The sequence below is a fragment of the Neobacillus niacini genome (genome assembly GCF_023715415.1).
Lineage (GTDB): Bacteria > Bacillota > Bacilli > Bacillales > Cytobacillaceae > Neobacillus > Neobacillus niacini_C.
On sequence record NZ_JAMBOB010000004.1, the window covers coordinates 85260 to 99782 of the forward strand.

Below are 14523 nucleotides of genomic sequence, written 5' to 3' on the forward strand. Positions count from 1 at the left end.
TTTATTCCTTTTTTAATTTAATTACAGCGATTGTACATCTTGATATGCAAATAAGACGGTCTTGTTCATCGGTTATTTTGATATCCCAAACCATTGTGGACTTTCCTTTATGAAGGATTGTCCCAACAGCAGTGACAGTTCCCTCTGTGATTGGCCGCACATGATTTGCGTTAATCTCTAATCCCGCAGCACCTTCTGTTTCTTTATCGACCAATTCAAATGCACCGACACTTGCGACGGTTTCTGCTAATGCTACCGAAGCACCGCCATGTAACAATCCAAATGGCTGGCGGGTTCTTTCATCAACAGGCATCGTTGCAATTACTTTTCCAGCTTCCAAGTGTGTGATTTCAATACCTAACGTTTCAATTAACGTGTTTTTGATCATACCTCCTGCTCCTTTCGAATTCATTTGTTGTTATATTCTCTATGGTAATAAGATTTTCCTTTAACGCAAAAGAAAAAACAGCTGCGAAAGCTGTTTTTTACAATTAAGCTAATAATAAAAAGGTGCTCCGTATCCTGGGTAACCATAGACTGGAGGACCATAAGCAGGATAACCATAAAACGGGCGAGGATACCCATAAAATGGCCGAGGATAAAATAAAGCACTACCTAACAATCCGCCAACTAAACCACCCAAAAATGGCAGCCCAAAGCCAATAAATCGTTGGTTATGTTTAGGATACGAGCTTCGATAATAATACATGCAGCCAAACCTCCTATTCACTATACTTGCCTACATTACTTCATATGCGAGTATTGAGGAGATGGGTTGGGCAAATTACTATTTTTCAATTGGTTCAAAGCGTTCCACAAATAAAGCTAAGGTTCGGGTCATCACACCTGTTGCCCCTGCAGGCCCCAGATCGTGCTCTCTAGAAGTGGTTGAAGTACCTGCAATATCTAAGTGTACCCAAGGAGTACCTTCTGTAAATTCCCCGATAAAGGCACCTGCTACAATCGCATGCCCCTCACTGCCAGGAGAGTTGTTTAAATCAGCCACCTTACTGTTTCTAACCCGCTCTTTGTCTTTTTCGAACAATGGCAGCTGCCACATTGGCTCCCCTGCTTCCATTGATGCTTCTAAGACTTGTTCATATAAGGTTTCATGATTCGTCATAGCACCTGTTGTATGAAGTCCTAGCGCTGTAATTACCCCGCCGGTTAAGGTTGCAACATCAATTAAATATTCTGCTCCATGGTGCTTGGCATAGGTAACAGCGTCTGCTAAAACAAGTCTGCCTTCTGCATCTGTATTTAACACTTCAATGGTTTTCCCACTCATAGAGGTGATCACATCGTCAGGTTTAAAGGCGTTACCAGAAATCATATTATCTGTTGAAGGAATAACTGAAACTACATTTTGTTCCGGCTTTAATTCCCCGATGATTTCCATCGCACCAAGAACAGCCGCAGCTCCGCCCATATCAGTCTTCATCCCAACAATGCCAGCTTTTGTTTTGATCGAATAGCCGCCAGTGTCAAAGGTGATTCCTTTTCCAACCAATCCAATAACATCCTGCCATTGTTCTTTCCCTTGATACTTTAAAACAATCATCTTCGGTGGCTCAGTAGAACCTTGGTTAACAGCAAGGAAAGCCCCCATTCCCAGCTTTTCAATCTCTTCCTTATCAAGGATTTCGACCTCAAAGTCATATTTGGCAGCAAGCTGTTGCGCATATTCCGCCATATCCTTTGCAGTTAAAAGGTTACCAGGAATATTTACTAGTGTACGAGCAGAGTTCGTACCGTTTCCAAAAGCAAGCCCCACCGTTAGCGAAGCCTTGATATCCTCTAAATCATTCTTTTCGCTATATACCGTTATTTTTTCTACTCTTTTTTCAGGTTCATTCGATTTTTGCTTGTAGCCGCGGAATTGGTAGCTAGCTAATGCGTATGTTTCACTTACAGCATGTGCTGCTTCTAGTCCATCTACTGAATCTGCTGTAAGGGAATCCAATAGGACAGCACATTCTTGAAGCTTACTTCCTTTTATCGCTTTATATGCTTTCCCTAAAGCCTCACTTAGCCTTTCGAAGTTAAATTCCTTTTCCTTTCCAAGACCTACAAACCAGATTCTTTTTGCAGCGATTTTACCAAAACTATGTACTTTGCTAATATTTTTAAACTTGGCTGAAATATCACCAGCTTTAACAAGTTCCGTTAATTGACCTTCGAATTTCTCATCCAGTTTCTCAAGAATTCCGCTGAATTTCTCAGGCTTGTCAAAAAGTCCGATCAGTAAACCTTCATGAGCTGCTGTGAAGTCAATTTCATTTTTAACCTCAAACATGTTTCCACCTCCAAATAAATTACCTATTCATTATATAAGAAATAGGCGAATATTTCGACTTTCTAAATATCTTCATTCCAATACAATAAAAATAGCAGGCTCTATGCCTGCATTATTTTCTCTCTGAACCAATATACTGCTGACGGAATACCTGCATGGACTTGTCTTCATTTAATGCTTGTAACTCTGCCTCTGTAAGTTTTCCATTTCCCTGCTCTACGACATATACTTCGATTTCTTTTTTACCCCATTTGTTATAAACATCCTCAACGGTTTCATAATATAGATCGACTTTATTTCCTTTAATCGCCCCGCCTTTATCTGCTACCACGCCCAACCCATACCCGGGAATGAACAGAATCGTACCAATCGGAAAAACCGATAAGTCTGCAGCTACAGTCGAATATAAATCTCGTTTTACTTTTACACCTGAATAGGTAATTCCGTACTCAGGATGGTTTTCATTTTTACCTGTGGATTCAAAGCCTGCTGTATATCCTGTTGCAATTACTGTTTTTTTCGGGTACTTAGACCAGTCAAAGGCATCCTCTAATGGCGGTGTCACAGCTTCTGATTCGGAGGAAGCTGCATGCGCTTCGACTTCTACCATTTGTTTAATAAATAATTTGATATCTATTCCTGTAATAGATTGAACAGTCATTAGAATGGCAAGCAGAAAAAGAACAGTCATTGCAAAACGCTTTGTCCAATTATTGATTTTATTCATTACTAATTTTCACTCCTCCCAAAATATTCATTTCCCAACATGCCCGGAATTATTCAAAAAGGAGTAAAAACCTATATACAAAAAAAGCTTTTTACCTAAGTTAATCTAAAAAGGTGATTAACCCAGGTAAAAAGCCTTAGAACATTTGATATCCATTTTTCCTTAACATCTTAATTGTAATACCAGCAGCAATTGCGCCAGCTAAACCACTCAGCAATATGAGGATATCAGCCGTCGCTAATGAGCCCAGCTTTTGTCCAAGCTCCCCAAACGCCACTTTACTATTTGTAATGTATTCAATGAATTTAACTTTATCAACAATAAAAATAGCAATAATCGGATATATGAATGCCATGATCCAAGACATTCTCAAAAGCATATTTAGTATAAAACCAATTCCAAAAAATAACACAAAGAATAACAATATCGAAATAATTAATACAACAATGCTCATCTGCATGGAATTACCCCCTTTACACATCATTAATAAGTTTACTTAATGTCCATTGGGGAGTCAATCCTAACACACTAGTTATCTATACATGGGAAAAACTACAAAAAAAATAGCTTCCCGAAGATTTTCGTGGAAGCAGCTCTAGTTAACCATATAAACTCTACTTAATACTTTTCTTGTTTCTTACCAGAGCCCTCGCAGCAGGTGCATGTTTCAGAACCCCCAAGCAATAATTGGAAATATCCAGTACCTGAACAATAATCACAGTTTTTAGTATCTAAGCTAGTTGTTTTCATTCAAATCAGCTCCTAAAATATTATTTAAATTTTCTGATAATATATCAAGAATCTGACGAAATGAAAAGGACGAAATTCAACCGAAAATAGGTAAGAAAACGGATACAACCCAATTTTTCTTCCATTTCCTAAATGTTACTTAAATTTTCAAAAAATTAAAAAAATAATTTATAGGCACTATAATTAAAGTGGTCTCCAGGATTTAGTCCATCAAATCCTGGCTTAGTAACACAATCACTTTGATTGATTAGATAGTGCAGCATAATCGATGCTTCTTTTTCTTGAAGGAGCTCATCAGGTGCGATAAACCTTGCCTCATAAAGCTCATTTTCCTGGTGTCGTATTCCCTCTTCATTTAGTGGTTCGAGCTCAAAGACAAGTAAATTATCACTAATCTCTTCTGAAAGGACACCTGTTCTTAGTCCTATCAATCCCTTTACAACGCAATTTATACCAGTTTCTTCCTTCACTTCTCTTATTACAGCATCATCAGCCGTTTCTCCTTCGTCAACAAAACCTGCAGGGAGTGACCACTTTCCCTTTAGACCACCGTACCGCTTATTAACAACCAGCCAATGCCCCTCAGATGATTTGACTAAACCCGCAACCGCTAACCAAACCTTGCCTCGTTTCTCTTTTTTACTCATTATGATCCCCCTCACCATACCGTTAAATATATAGTAACAAAAAAAGGACAGATAGCTCTGCCCCTTTTTTTAAATATATTTATGTCTAGCTCCAGCGCCTAGGGGCTCTCAGGTCTAAGCCAATCCGTCAGAAAGGTTAAAGAACAACCTTCTCGCCGGCTCGTCTTATGCCTGTCGCCCCTAGGAAAAATTGAACTGCATTTTTCCCTGTTCAAGGCACTTCCGCTTTTCGGTTTAGAATACGTTAAATTTACCTTTTTTCAATACAAGACCAGCTCCGCCAATCATGAATAAAGAACGATTGTCGACTACTTTTTTCATAAAGGACGCCTTTCCACCAAATACCTTTTTACCAAAGACAACGCCAATGGCATCGTCATGACCAAGTGAGCATACGGTACCTTTATTATCAAACGTAAAGGTCTCAAGGTCGGTCTTGTTGCGAATTAAAGCAGCCAAGTTACGCGCAACGACTTCTCCCTGCTGCATAGCAATTTGTGCAGTTGGAGGATAAGGACGATTGATTTCTTCATTGATAACAAGTGAACTGTCACCAATGATAAACACATCATCAAATCCTGGTACACGAAGGTCAGGTTGTACCTTTACACGGCCTCTCATGGCTTCAAAGCCTGATTTCTCAATAATAGAATTTCCACGTACACCCGCAGCCCAAACGACCGTTTCTGCTTTAATTTCACGTGGTTCTTCTTCACCTTTTGCTACGATGATACCATCAGGTGTACATTCTTTAATCGCTGTTCCAATTAAGAATTCTACCCCTTTACGCTCCAATGTTGATACAGCGTAGTTAACAAGCTCCGGATCGAAGCCCGGAAGAACAGTCGGAGCTGCCTCGACACAAAGAATTTTTACTTTGTGAGAATCTACATCATATTCATGGCATAGCTCAGGTACTCGGTTGGTTAATTCACCTAAGAATTCAATACCAGTAAAGCCTGCACCGCCAACAACGATAACCAAACGATTGTCGTTCTTTTCTTCTTCCATATTATAAGTGGCGAATTGATATTCAATATGCTCACGTAATTGGCGAGATGAATTTACATTTGTAATCCCAAAAGCATACTCCTTTAACCCTTTGATACCAAAGGTTTCCGGTTCGCCACCAAGAGCTATAACGAGATAATCATACTGTACCTCGCCCTTTTCTAAAATTACCTTTTTCTCGTCTTTCTTGATTTCAACAACCGTATCCTGGACAAAGTCAACTTTACTTCTATCAATAACATCACGAATATCATAACGTACACGGTCATGATGAAGTGTGCCTGCAGAAGCCTCATGCAGCCATGTAGTTTCATAATGGTAATCATTTTTATTTATTAAAACGATATCTGCTTCATTCACTCCAACAAGCTTTTGCAATCTGACAGTTGTCATAAGCCCGCCATATCCCGCACCAACAATAACAATTTTCGGCTTTCTCAAAGTGATCACTTCCACCTTTTTTATTTTTGAGTAATATACTTGTTCTTAGCTTCCTCAGCTTTTGTGGTTTTTATTTTGTTTAGAGGAAAAAAGTATGTGATATAATTCACGTACAACGACACAAAAGTTTTCCTTTTTTGTCACAAAAATTTAACATCTATCCTCAATACATATTATGCTAAACACTTCACAATTTCAAGTAGGTAAATGATTATTTTTAAAAAATGGAATGATTTTTTTAACTATCTGAATATTCCCCAAAAGTTGTGAGGATTTTATATTTATGTGATATTATAAGGAATGGAGTCTGTCACTACATAAGTTGGGGGGATACATGGTGCAAGAGGATCAAAAAGTTTATGACATAACCATTATCGGGGGCGGCCCTACAGGTCTATTTACTGCTTTTTATGGCGGTATGAGACAAGCTTCAGTAAAAATTATTGAAAGCTTACCACAATTAGGCGGTCAATTATCAGCACTATACCCGGAAAAATACATTTACGATGTTGCAGGATTTCCAAAAGTCCGTGCACAAGAATTAATTGATAATTTAAAAGAACAAATGGCAAAGTTTGAGCCAGCCGTTGCACTCGAGCAATCCGTCGAGAAATTGGAAAAACAAGAGGATGGAACCTTCAAATTAACAACCAATTCGGAAGTTCACTACTCTAAAACAGTTATTATTACAGCAGGTAATGGTGCGTTCCAGCCACGTCGTTTAGAACTTGAAAGCGCTGCACAATATGAGCGTAAAAATCTTCATTACTTTATTGATGATCTTAACAAGTTTGCAGGTCAAAAGGTTGTCGTTTTCGGCGGCGGAGATTCAGCTGTAGACTGGGCATTAATGTTAGAACCTATTGCCAAAGAAGTAACACTTGTCCACCGCAGAGATAAATTTAGAGCTCACGAGCATAGTGTTGAGAACTTGCATAACTCAAAAGTGAATGTAAAAACTCCTTTTGTGCCTGCAGAATTAATTGGCGATGATCTCGGCATTAAGCAAGTTGTCCTAACAGGGGTTAATGGTGAAGGCAGAGAAGCCATTGATGTGGATGCGGTAATCTGTAACTATGGTTTCGTCTCCTCTCTAGGTCCAATTAAAGAATGGGGTTTACAAATCGAGAAGAATTCTATCGTGGTAAATTCCAAAATGGAAACAGCTATTCCAGGTATTTATGCTGCAGGAGATATTTGCACATACGAAGGTAAAGTAAAATTAATTGCCTGTGGATTTGGTGAAGCTCCAACGGCTGTTAACAATGCGAAAGCATTTATCGATCCAAAAGCAAAAATCCAGCCTCTTCACAGTTCGTCTATGTTTGGAAAGTAATAGATAAAGGCGCCGTTTTGGCGCCTTTTAATATTATATTAACATTCTTCTGGTGTACCTGTTGCTGTTGCCGTCCTGAAGGATGAGCCACAGCCGCATGAGGCAATGGCGTTTGGATTATCAATGGTAAATCCGCCGCCCATCATCGATTGCTTATAATCAATTTTTGTCCCATTCAGGATTAGGGCATCCTCTTTAGCCACAAGAATTTGAATTCCATGCTGTGTAAAATGGAGATCCTCTTCCTTCACCTCATGATCAAAACCCATACCGTATGACAAACCACTGCAGCCGCCGCCCTTTACACTAACTCGTAATAGGGCACCTTCTTCTTCATTGTGTTTCATCATTTCTTTTATTTGAAGAGCTGCGGCTTCCGTTATAATAACTGCATCATTACTCATAGATTTCTTCCTCCCTTTTTTGAGGTCTTTCTTATTAGTATATACACTGTATCTTCATGACTCAACTAATACGTTCCTAATGAGTATTATATGATTAGATTAAAATAAGGAAGCGATATACGCTCCCCTTTCGTACAACTATCTATTTAAAACATAGGATTCTCATCTAAATATTTGTAAATATTATCCACAAGGTCATCAGGTGTTGTCCCAGTTACCACTTCACCGTTTACAAGTGCAAAAAGGGTGGAGGCACATTTTCCGCAATATCCAAGACATCCATATTCAATGATATCAAGATTTGGGTCTCTTTCTAACTTTTCCAAGGCCTTTTGGGCACCACTGGCTAAATTACTCATACAAAATTCAATAATTGGCATTAACATGGCTATCACCTCTCCACAACATATTATCCTACTATTTTTCTTTAGCCACGTCAAATACCATGTTTCATGTAGAAATGTCAATAGAATTGTCATATGTGTTGTTATTTTGTCATAATTCAGCTATACTTTTAATGGATTTAAAGACTATATTACTATCATTTTTAACTAAAAATTAACACATAATTACTGGTGTACAAAAAGGGGAAATAAAAAATGAAAAACCTTGTAATTCTCGGTGGCGGATATGGTGGAATGAAGATTTTGAGTGAACTTCTTCCAAACAATTTACCTGAGGATATAAGAATTACACTAGTTGACCGCGTTCCTTACCATTGTTTAAAAACGGAATATTATGCCTTAGCGGCTGGGACAGTTTCTGATAAGGAGTTGCGCGTTTCTTTTCCAGAACATCCACAATTAGAAATTAAATATGGAGAAGTTACCGGAATTGAAAAAGACAATAAAAAGGTCTTGATCAAAGATTCCGAGCCCATCAACTATGACGAATTAATCATTGGTCTAGGCTGTGAGGACAAGTATCATGGTGTACCAGGTGCAGATCAATACACCTACAGCATTCAGAGTATTGAAAAGTCCCGTATGACCTATTCAGTACTAAACAATTTAGGACCTGGTTCTGTTGTGGGTATCGTGGGTGCTGGGCTTAGCGGTGTAGAGCTTGCCAGTGAATTGAGCGAAAGCCGTAACGATCTCAAAATTAAACTATTTGATCGTGGCAAGCACATTCTTCCTGCCTTTCCTGACCGCTTAAGTAAATATGTAGAAAATTGGTTTCATAAAAATAATGTCGAAATTATTAATAACTCTAATATCACAAAGGTGGAGGAAAATCTACTTTATAACCATGATGAGCCAATTCCTTGTGATGTGATTGTTTGGACCGCAGGTATCCAGGCGAATAAGGTTGTTCGGGAATTAGGGGAAGAAATGGACCGCTCAGGCAGGCTCATTATTACACCCCGTCATCATTTACCAAATGATGAGGACGTTTTTATTCTAGGAGATTGCGCAAGTCTCCCTCATGCCCCAAGTGCTCAATTAGCAGAGGGACAAGCGGAGCAAATCGTCGAAGTGTTGAAAAAGCGCTGGAATGGCGAGGAACCTCCAGTTGATTTCCCAACGATTAAATTAAAAGGGGTTCTAGGTTCTCTCGGTAAGAAACATGGTTTTGGGATGATGGCCGACAGAGCGATTACCGGCCGGGTTGCCCGTCTGTTAAAATCAGGAATACTCTGGCTCTACAAATATCATAACGGTTGATTTTAAAACGAAGCATTCCAGCATAATCTGGAATGCTTCGTTTATATCGCTTTGTACCCGTACTTTTCCAATTCATTAAAAATTGTTTTTAGTCGTGGGTTGCCTTCACCGACAATCTTATCCTTAATGACAACTACTGGATAGAACATATCTTCTTCAATGACTCGTTTGGCAAAGTTCTCTTTTTCACTGTCACTAGGTGGTTGATAAATATCAACATAGGTCATTTTGAATGGCTGCTCCGGGAACTTCCTAGCTATAGCTGCCTCTAGCCATTCAAATGTCTCCTTTGAGGATGGTAAATTCACGCAACTTGGACATAGCTGTTCTGCACCATAGAGGATAATTTCAACTGTAGTAGTAGTCATTCCATCAATCCTGCCTTTTTCTTTTATTTTACCTCATTTAAACTATTAAACATAAGAATATGGTTGGAAATGTGCGATTTCCCATTTCATGAGAATGGATTTTTCCCTTCAATGACATTATAATATAAGGTAGGAAGGAGACGATAAAATATGGCAGAACAAGTACAAGAAATGTTTGAGCAGGTTCAGGAAGTATTAGATAAATTACGTCCATTTCTTCTTCGCGATGGAGGAGATTGTGAGTTAGTTGATGTTGAGGATGGTATTGTGAAACTTCGTTTACTAGGTGCATGCGGAAGCTGCCCGAGCTCAACAATTACCCTAAAAGCAGGAATTGAAAGAGCACTTTTAGAGGAAGTTCCTGGCGTTGTTGAAGTAGAACAAGTATTTTAATAAAGATTAAGAGCGATTGCTGCCCTGGCAATCGCTCTTTCTATTATCTCTTGGTTAACCAGTCTAATTGTGGAATATTTAATGGTTTCAAGGGAGCTCCGACAGTATGATAAAAATTGCTTAGAAAACGTTCATATTCTGTTGATTGATTTAACATCTTATTTAACTGCTCTTCTAGAAGTTTCTTTTCCTGCTCCGAACGAGTGATATAGTAATTTTCAATACACTCAAAATAGTGAAGCGGAAATAATAAACGGGAAAACAGTAAACGCCACGAAAAAGAGGTTAAAGGGGCAATGCTTTGATATTCAACAAAAAACTGTCTTACATCAATTTCATAGGTTTGCGTATTTCTGAAATATCGCTCTCTCGTCCATTCTGCAAGGTCACGGCTGCGATGATCAAAAACCCAATCAAAAGGGTCCTTAATGTAATAATTCGCCCCCCACGAACCGTTTGTAAAACGTTCATGGCATACAGTTCCACTATCCGATTCCTTTGGTTCATCATCCAGCTCGGTATCCACCAAATACTGGATAGCATTTTCCGTTAGTCCAATATAATAGGGAAATGAATCAATAAACATTCGTTCAAAATCATCCTCAGGTGTTTGATACAAGAGCTCACTCCATACCTTCTCAATTTGGTCCAGCCGCTTTTCCCATAATTGTTTCCATTGCCCAATTCGGCTAGTCCTCTCGATTTTAAATGGCACTGTTTTTCCGCGCTCATGAAATTTAGCTAACTTTCTTCCTACTTTTACTTTTACCTGTTTGTCGGTTTGCCGATTTGCCAATACACAATATTGATGGTCCTCCCAAGTGGTAATGAGGCTCCCCTCATTAGATTGTAAAAAGGCTGGAACATGGGAATCTCCATTTTTTCTTAAATGCTCAGCAATTTTCTCGAGTTCAGCAATATCATTCGCTTCTCTTCCGTCAGAATTGGCAACTAAATAAAACCATCCATTACTTCTAAGTGCGTCATAGGAATCAAGCTTTACATATTCCTCTACTTGGATACCATATTTATTTTCAAGTAATTTTTGAAGCACGCTTCCACCTCTTCTCTTTTCTTCTCTTATGTCATATATATGTAGTAGCCCAAAAAACTTGTTGTCTTCTTACGTAATAAAAGTATAAGAAAAACATTATAGGAGAAATCTGTAAGGAGGGTATTGGTTCATTCGTTCCTATTCAAATCAGCTTGCATATGTTATGAATTAAGTATAGTGAAAATTCCAAAAGAAAAGGTGATAAATGGATGGCAGAGGCTAAAAAAATGGATTTAACAGAGGAAACAGCACGTAGATGGATTAAAGAAAGAGGAGTAGAAATTCAGGATATTGCGGATCTAGTCTTTTTTTTACAGGAAAAATACCATGAAAATTTAAAAATGGAAGACTGTATCGCAAATGTCGAGCGTGTAATCGCTAAACGAGAAGTTCAAAATGCCATCATTACGGGGATCCAGCTCGATATGCTCGCCGAAAAGAACATGCTGGAGGAACCTATTCAATCAATTATTAAAACGGACGAAAGTCTATACGGCGTAGATGAAATTTTAGCATTGTCCATCGTGAATGTGTATGGGTCCATCGGCTTTACGAACTATGGCTATATTGATAAGCAAAAGCCTGGCATTTTAGCCCGTTTAAATGATAAATCAACTGGTGAATGTCATACGTTTCTAGACGATATCATCGGTGCAATTGCTGCAGCTGCATCAAGCAGATTGGCACATCGTGCAGCACATGTGGAATAAAAAGCAGTAAAAAGGATGGAAATCTATCCATCCTTTTTTTACGGCTCCCATTGATCTAATGAATCAATGGCATAAGTTGGTTTGCGGTCATAACCAGCTAGTAATTCCTTCGTTGTAACACCAGTGTGAACTAATAGCGTATCAAGCCCCGCATTCATCCCTGCTAGAATATCGGTATCATAATAATCGCCCACCATTAAGGTTTCGTCTTTAGAAGTTCCCAAAACCTTTAGTGCCTGCTCCATAATAATTGATTCGGGCTTCCCAATAAAGATTGGATTAGTTTGAGTGGATACGGCAATCACAGATGTAAGCGAACCATTTCCAGGGATTAACCCCCTTTCTGTTGGTATTGCAATATCTCCGTTTGTTGAGATAAAGATTGCACCATTACGGACTGCAAGGCATGCGATGGTTAATTTTTCGTAGCTAATTTCGCGGTCTATCCCAATGACAACATATTCGGCATTTTCACCAGCAAAGGTAAACCTTTTTTCCTCTAAAGCCGTACGTATACCTTCTTCCCCTATTACAAAAACGGACGCATCCCTCTTTTGGTCATAGATATAATTAGCGGTTGCCTGACTTGTGGTAAAGACAAGCTCTTCTTCTGCAGGGATATCAAAGTCCCTTAACTTTTTTGCAACTTGGGCTGGTGTTCGTGATGAATTATTGGTTACAAATAAATACGGAATCTCTGCATCCCTTAATTTTTTCACAAAATCTCCTGCCGCTTCAATTTTTTCTGACCCTTTATACATCGTTCCATCAAGATCAATTAAATAACCTTTATACTTTTTCATGTGAAATCACTCCTATATGTATCATAGACATAAGCAAAAAGGACCGCAAATGCGGTCATGGATTTATGATTAATTAAATGCTGATACTGGGCCAAGTTCATTCTGTAGGTAGTCCCGGACATTTTTCGGAAATAAAACTAATGTTTTTAGATGGGAGGAGAACTGTTTATGAAGCTCACTATGATTAATCTCCGTATACAGCTGGACGAGAACCTTTCGATGCTGAATTAGAGTTTTTAAGCTATTACCTGTTTGGGCACTAACAACCTTTTCATCGATTAATATATCAATAATATCGTCATAACTGCCAGGGTCTCTCATAATAAACCCGTCTATCATTGCGTTACCCGCATCTAAAACCGATTCAATCATGAGATGCGTAATCCGTTCCAAAGCTGCTTTTTCTATTCTAGTTGACCATTGATCCTGACTAGAAAATAGACTGATTTGCTCTTCTAGAAAAACCAAAGTTGTCTCTAACTTATCACGGTCTACAAAATACATGTCATCCACTTCCTCTATAATAATCAATACCTAAGTTGCAATTTCCTCATAAAACCTTGTTGGACGTGCATAATAATTACCCTGTGCAAGGTCAACATTATTTCTTGTTAGAACGGAAGCCTCTTCTTGGTTTTCAATCCCCTCCGCCACAACTAATGAGCCAGCTTCCCTGGCAACAAGGAGCAACCCTTTTAACATTGACTCTTTGACCGAGTTTTTATCGATATTTTCAATGACAGAACGATCAATTTTAATGATGTCAGGCATAAGTTCAGTAATCGTATTTAAGCTAGAATAGCCTGCTCCCGTGTCATCCACCGCAATCCTAAAACCCATTAATCGCAAAACATTAATATTAAAGGCAAAGTTTTTCAAACCCTCGATTGAATCACGTTCAGTCACTTCAAAGGTAATCTGTTTCGGTGAAATGCCTCTATACTTCTGTAACAACTTTTTTATATCACTGGTAAATCTAATATTCCCTAGAGTTAAGGGCGTACAATTAACAAAAACATCTTGACGGCAACGGGATGCTTTTACTTGCTGTAGCATTTTTTCCAATACAATCATTTCTAATTCATACAACCGGCCAGTTTGCCTTGCAACAGAAAAGAGCTGTAACGGAGCTTCTAAACCAGTCCCTTTTGGTCCACGAGTAAGCAGTTCCCAAGCCCGTATCTCACCTGTTGCCACATCAATAATAGGCTGGGCAAATAATGTAATATTCTTCTTTGTAATAATTTTGTTAATGGCTAACAGCATTTCATTGATTTCCAGCTGTTCTCGCTTCTCTGCTATACCAACGGCTTGTCTGTGTGCCCTTAATATGGAGTCTTGGATAGAATAGTCATATTTATCGACGAACATATATCCTTCTTCAAAAGTCGGATACACATTAGGGTAAAGTTTAATGAACCTTTGTGCCACTACTTCTGTTATCTTCTTCATCATTAGGTCAATATTAGAAATTGAATGGCGATCATGATCAACCGTAATTAACAGCGTGATGCCTTCCCCATAATAATCATGGAGGGCAATTACTTCCTTGGAGTTAACCTCTTGTTCTATGACGATTTGAAAAATCTTCTTCATCGTTTTTATTAATTTGGACTGCTGCCGGACTTCAGTTTGTTCCATGATATCCTTTTGGTTTTTTAATTTGAAAACAATTACTACTACCTCATGCCCCGCACGAAAAGCGTTACTAACACCTTCTATCAAAGGATTGCGCAAGGTAAATTGTGGTGGGTAATAGCGGATGGACGAAAGAGGCAGAATGATCTTTCCCCATTGGATTACATTCTTAACTTTATTCATGTAACGGCAGTCCATGGATTCCATCCCTCTCAAAAAGCAACATACGACAATATTAAATATATTGTAACACAATTTGACAGAATCCGGTTTTTCAT

The 14523-nt window shown here is 38.6% G+C and carries 19 protein-coding genes; 4 read left to right on the plus strand and 15 right to left on the minus strand.

Going from position 1 to position 14523, the window contains the following annotated elements; translation table 11 throughout:
* Window position 1: 1 nt before the first annotated feature.
* From M3189_RS09720 to M3189_RS09755, 8 genes are all read right to left on the minus strand, one after another.
* The gene (locus M3189_RS09720) at window positions 2-388 is read right to left on the minus strand and encodes a hotdog fold thioesterase (RefSeq protein WP_251633713.1); all 387 of its coding nucleotides are present in this window, start codon (window positions 386-388) and stop codon (window positions 2-4) included.
* Window positions 389-496: 108 nt separating this feature from the next.
* The gene (locus M3189_RS09725; RefSeq protein WP_095248359.1) at window positions 497-709 is read right to left on the minus strand and encodes a hypothetical protein; all 213 of its coding nucleotides are present in this window, start codon (window positions 707-709) and stop codon (window positions 497-499) included.
* 78 nt (window positions 710-787) lie between these two features.
* A complete protein-coding gene (locus tag M3189_RS09730) occupies window positions 788-2296 on the minus strand; it encodes a leucyl aminopeptidase (RefSeq protein ID WP_251633714.1) in 1509 nt (502 codons plus the stop codon).
* Window positions 2297-2408: 112 nt separating this feature from the next.
* Window positions 2409-3023 (minus strand): 3D domain-containing protein, encoded by a 615-nt coding sequence (locus tag M3189_RS09735; RefSeq protein ID WP_251633716.1) that lies wholly within the window; start codon window positions 3021-3023, stop codon window positions 2409-2411.
* A 136-nt stretch (window positions 3024-3159) separates the two neighbouring features.
* Complete coding sequence (locus M3189_RS09740; RefSeq protein WP_251633718.1) at window positions 3160-3483, minus strand: YuiB family protein; 324 nt, start codon at window positions 3481-3483, stop codon at window positions 3160-3162.
* 158 nt (window positions 3484-3641) lie between these two features.
* The gene (locus tag M3189_RS09745; protein WP_179156405.1) at window positions 3642-3773 is read right to left on the minus strand and encodes a YuiA family protein; all 132 of its coding nucleotides are present in this window, start codon (window positions 3771-3773) and stop codon (window positions 3642-3644) included.
* Between the two features lie 155 nt (window positions 3774-3928).
* The gene (locus tag M3189_RS09750) at window positions 3929-4420 is read right to left on the minus strand and encodes an NUDIX domain-containing protein (RefSeq protein ID WP_251633719.1); all 492 of its coding nucleotides are present in this window, start codon (window positions 4418-4420) and stop codon (window positions 3929-3931) included.
* Between the two features lie 234 nt (window positions 4421-4654).
* Complete coding sequence (locus tag M3189_RS09755; RefSeq protein ID WP_251633721.1) at window positions 4655-5872, minus strand: NAD(P)/FAD-dependent oxidoreductase; 1218 nt, start codon at window positions 5870-5872, stop codon at window positions 4655-4657.
* Window positions 5873-6209: 337 nt separating this feature from the next.
* Here M3189_RS09755 and M3189_RS09760 point away from each other — a divergent pair, with 337 nt between their 5' ends.
* Window positions 6210-7208, plus strand: coding sequence for an NAD(P)/FAD-dependent oxidoreductase (locus M3189_RS09760; RefSeq protein ID WP_251633723.1), 999 nt, complete (start codon window positions 6210-6212; stop codon window positions 7206-7208).
* Between the two features lie 38 nt (window positions 7209-7246).
* On the opposite strand, the gene M3189_RS09765 is transcribed toward M3189_RS09760, so the two are convergent.
* Both M3189_RS09765 and M3189_RS09770 read right to left on the minus strand, forming a co-directional pair.
* Complete coding sequence (locus M3189_RS09765) at window positions 7247-7612, minus strand: HesB/IscA family protein (RefSeq protein WP_251633725.1); 366 nt, start codon at window positions 7610-7612, stop codon at window positions 7247-7249.
* Between the two features lie 146 nt (window positions 7613-7758).
* Complete coding sequence (locus tag M3189_RS09770) at window positions 7759-7998, minus strand: YuzB family protein (RefSeq protein ID WP_251633727.1); 240 nt, start codon at window positions 7996-7998, stop codon at window positions 7759-7761.
* 213 nt (window positions 7999-8211) lie between these two features.
* Here M3189_RS09770 and M3189_RS09775 point away from each other — a divergent pair, with 213 nt between their 5' ends.
* Complete coding sequence (locus tag M3189_RS09775) at window positions 8212-9279, plus strand: NAD(P)/FAD-dependent oxidoreductase (protein WP_251633729.1); 1068 nt, start codon at window positions 8212-8214, stop codon at window positions 9277-9279.
* 41 nt (window positions 9280-9320) lie between these two features.
* On the opposite strand, the gene M3189_RS09780 is transcribed toward M3189_RS09775, so the two are convergent.
* Window positions 9321-9647, minus strand: a complete 327-nt coding sequence (locus M3189_RS09780; protein ID WP_251633731.1) for a YuzD family protein — start codon at window positions 9645-9647, stop codon at window positions 9321-9323.
* A 150-nt stretch (window positions 9648-9797) separates the two neighbouring features.
* On the opposite strand from M3189_RS09780, the gene M3189_RS09785 reads away from it, so the two are divergent.
* Entirely contained in the window at window positions 9798-10040 is a 243-nt protein-coding gene (locus M3189_RS09785; protein WP_034674824.1) for a NifU family protein, read from the plus strand.
* A 43-nt stretch (window positions 10041-10083) separates the two neighbouring features.
* Here M3189_RS09785 and yutH read toward each other — a convergent pair whose 3' ends face one another.
* On the minus strand, window positions 10084-11094 hold the full coding sequence (gene yutH / locus M3189_RS09790) for a spore coat putative kinase YutH (RefSeq protein ID WP_251633733.1): 1011 nt from the start codon (window positions 11092-11094) through the stop codon (window positions 10084-10086).
* Between the two features lie 209 nt (window positions 11095-11303).
* Between yutH and M3189_RS09795 the strand changes: the two genes are divergently transcribed.
* Window positions 11304-11804 (plus strand): phosphatidylglycerophosphatase A family protein, encoded by a 501-nt coding sequence (locus M3189_RS09795; RefSeq protein WP_251633735.1) that lies wholly within the window; start codon window positions 11304-11306, stop codon window positions 11802-11804.
* A 38-nt stretch (window positions 11805-11842) separates the two neighbouring features.
* Here M3189_RS09795 and M3189_RS09800 read toward each other — a convergent pair whose 3' ends face one another.
* The 3 genes from M3189_RS09800 to M3189_RS09810 all read right to left on the minus strand — a co-directional run bounded on the left by M3189_RS09800 (window position 11843) and on the right by M3189_RS09810 (window position 14428).
* On the minus strand, window positions 11843-12607 hold the full coding sequence (locus tag M3189_RS09800) for a TIGR01457 family HAD-type hydrolase (RefSeq protein ID WP_251633736.1): 765 nt from the start codon (window positions 12605-12607) through the stop codon (window positions 11843-11845).
* A gap of 69 nt (window positions 12608-12676) precedes the next feature.
* A complete protein-coding gene (locus tag M3189_RS09805; protein ID WP_251634262.1) occupies window positions 12677-13111 on the minus strand; it encodes a DUF86 domain-containing protein in 435 nt (144 codons plus the stop codon).
* A gap of 30 nt (window positions 13112-13141) precedes the next feature.
* Window positions 13142-14428 (minus strand): EAL domain-containing protein, encoded by a 1287-nt coding sequence (locus M3189_RS09810; RefSeq protein WP_251633738.1) that lies wholly within the window; start codon window positions 14426-14428, stop codon window positions 13142-13144.
* Window positions 14429-14523: the final 95 nt, after the last annotated feature.

Bases quoted from the DNA above. Each gene is read 5' to 3' on its own strand.
- M3189_RS09795 (WP_251633735.1), top strand. From the start codon at position 11,304: ATGGCAGAGGCTAAAAAAATGGATTTAACAGAGGAAACAGCACGTAGA.
- M3189_RS09740 (WP_251633718.1), bottom strand. From the start codon at position 3,483: ATGCAGATGAGCATTGTTGTATTAATTATTTCGATATTGTTATTCTTT.
- M3189_RS09775 (WP_251633729.1), top strand. From the start codon at position 8,212: ATGAAAAACCTTGTAATTCTCGGTGGCGGATATGGTGGAATGAAGATT.
- M3189_RS09810 (WP_251633738.1), bottom strand. From the start codon at position 14,428: ATGAATAAAGTTAAGAATGTAATCCAATGGGGAAAGATCATTCTGCCT.
- M3189_RS09765 (WP_251633725.1), bottom strand. From the start codon at position 7,612: ATGAGTAATGATGCAGTTATTATAACGGAAGCCGCAGCTCTTCAAATA.
- M3189_RS09800 (WP_251633736.1), bottom strand. From the start codon at position 12,607: ATGAAAAAGTATAAAGGTTATTTAATTGATCTTGATGGAACGATGTAT.
- M3189_RS09785 (WP_034674824.1), top strand. From the start codon at position 9,798: ATGGCAGAACAAGTACAAGAAATGTTTGAGCAGGTTCAGGAAGTATTA.
- M3189_RS09805 (WP_251634262.1), bottom strand. From the start codon at position 13,111: ATGTATTTTGTAGACCGTGATAAGTTAGAGACAACTTTGGTTTTTCTA.
- M3189_RS09720 (WP_251633713.1), bottom strand. From the start codon at position 388: ATGATCAAAAACACGTTAATTGAAACGTTAGGTATTGAAATCACACAC.
- M3189_RS09745 (WP_179156405.1), bottom strand. From the start codon at position 3,773: ATGAAAACAACTAGCTTAGATACTAAAAACTGTGATTATTGTTCAGGT.
- M3189_RS09725 (WP_095248359.1), bottom strand. From the start codon at position 709: ATGTATTATTATCGAAGCTCGTATCCTAAACATAACCAACGATTTATT.
- M3189_RS09735 (WP_251633716.1), bottom strand. From the start codon at position 3,023: ATGAATAAAATCAATAATTGGACAAAGCGTTTTGCAATGACTGTTCTT.
- M3189_RS09730 (WP_251633714.1), bottom strand. From the start codon at position 2,296: ATGTTTGAGGTTAAAAATGAAATTGACTTCACAGCAGCTCATGAAGGT.
- M3189_RS09770 (WP_251633727.1), bottom strand. From the start codon at position 7,998: ATGTTAATGCCAATTATTGAATTTTGTATGAGTAATTTAGCCAGTGGT.
- M3189_RS09780 (WP_251633731.1), bottom strand. From the start codon at position 9,647: ATGACTACTACTACAGTTGAAATTATCCTCTATGGTGCAGAACAGCTA.
- M3189_RS09750 (WP_251633719.1), bottom strand. From the start codon at position 4,420: ATGAGTAAAAAAGAGAAACGAGGCAAGGTTTGGTTAGCGGTTGCGGGT.